We start from the raw sequence: 1,591 nt of genomic DNA, 5'->3' as shown, positions 1-1,591 counted from the left end.
ACCCGCGATCGCCGCGACCGCGTTGTCCGAGGTCGGGCGGGACGCGTGGGCCGCGGCCCCCTTCGCGCTCACCCGCGCCCAGGCGACGCCCTTCTCCGCGACCGCGATCGGGTAGAGCCGCCGACCCGCCACCGGTACGGACCACCCCCCGACCTCGCTGAGTGCGTGGGTCATGCCGTCGAAGATGTCGGGACGTTCCCGCACCACCCACCGCGCCCCCATCGTCCCGGCGGCTTCCTCGTCGGCGAAGAAGGCGAGCAACAGGGGTCTGCGCGGGACGATGCCCTCACGGCGGTAGTGGCGCACGACGGCGAGCATCATGCCGATCATGTTCTTCATGTCCACGGTTCCACGGCCGTAGAGCCAGCCGTCGTGGATCTCACCCGCGAACGGCGGGACCGACCAGTCCTCTGCGACCGCGGGGACCACGTCGACGTGCCCGTGCACGACCAGTCCGCCGGCGGCCGGGTCCGACCCGTCGACACGGGCGAACAGACTTCCGCGACCGGGCACGGACTCCACCAACTCGCTCGGGATCCCCACCTCGTCCAGGTACTCCGCGATACGTCGGCACACGCGGGTCTCACCGTCGCCGGTCGTGGCGGGGTCGCCGGTGTTGGTCGAGTCGATGGACACCAGGTCAGCTGTGATCGAGACGGCCTCGGAGTGCAGGAGTTCCCGCATCTCGTCGGTCATCGGCACGGTGTCCGTCATCCGAAGCACATCCCTTCCCCACGGTAGGTGGGCCAGCGATCCACCACCGCTGGTCCCTGTGCAGTCTCGTCCACCACGTGGAGCGTGTCGAACCGCTCGCAGACCTCTCCCGCCTTCGCGTGGCGCCACCAGGCGCGGTCGCCTATCGCCACCTCCCCTCGCACGGGGGTCTGCACCTCTCCGGCGCCCTCCCTGCCCAGGTACCGCAACCCCGTGGGGCGGGCGGGGACGGGCAGCCGATCCGGCCCCGGCACCCCGGAGGCCACGTACCCCCCGTAGAGGAAGGTCGTGAGGCCGGGGGCCGGGGTCCGGACCGCCGGCAGGGCGAAGAACAGCGAGGGTCGCGGTGTGAACGAGCGGTAGCGGTCGAACAACCCGGGGACGAAGAGACCCGACCCGGCGGTCACCTCGGTGACGGCGGGATCCGCGGCGCTCTCGGCGATCGAACCGGAGCCACCCGAGTTGACGATCTCGGGTCGCTCCCCGGTGACGTCGGCGACCACTCCGGCGACGGCCCCCCGGATCCCGAGCAGACGGCGCATCGACAGCGCCTTGACCACGCCGATACCCCTGACGTCGTCGGGGACGCCGGCGACCTGCGCCTCGTAGAACATCACACCGACCACCCGGAAGCCCGAGGCCACGGCTCGACGGACCAGCGGCTCGACGTCGGCGGGGCCCCGGAGCGGGGACCGCCTGACGCCCAGGTGGAGGGGTCCGAACCGGAGCGAGGCGTCCACGTCGACGCACACCCTCGCCCCACCGGCACCCGACTCGCGGGCGATCTCCAGCTGGCGTTCGTCGTCGACCATCAGGGTCACCGCGTCGAGCGCGGCCGGATCCGCCCCCAGTCGCGCGAGCGCCGCGCGGTCGACCG

At 72.3% G+C, this 1,591-nt stretch carries 2 protein-coding genes; both read right to left on the bottom strand.

Annotation, left to right across the window (positions count from 1 at the left end; all coding sequences use genetic code 11):
• The coding region (locus tag G6018_RS13055; protein ID WP_182639832.1) for a M20/M25/M40 family metallo-hydrolase at positions 1-714 on the bottom strand (714 nt) is incomplete at its 3' end.
• Positions 711-1,591, bottom strand: an 881-nt coding sequence (locus tag G6018_RS13050; protein ID WP_182639831.1) for an amino acid deaminase/aldolase, incomplete at its 5' end; no start/stop codon positions are given. The genes G6018_RS13055 and G6018_RS13050, both read right to left, overlap by 4 nt.

The sequence above is a fragment of the Dietzia sp. DQ11-44 genome (assembly GCF_014145205.1).
Classification (GTDB): Bacteria; Actinomycetota; Actinomycetes; order Mycobacteriales; family Mycobacteriaceae; genus Dietzia; species Dietzia natronolimnaea.
Note: the sequence above shows the minus strand (reverse complement) of the source record. Positions and strands in the feature narration are given on the sequence as shown.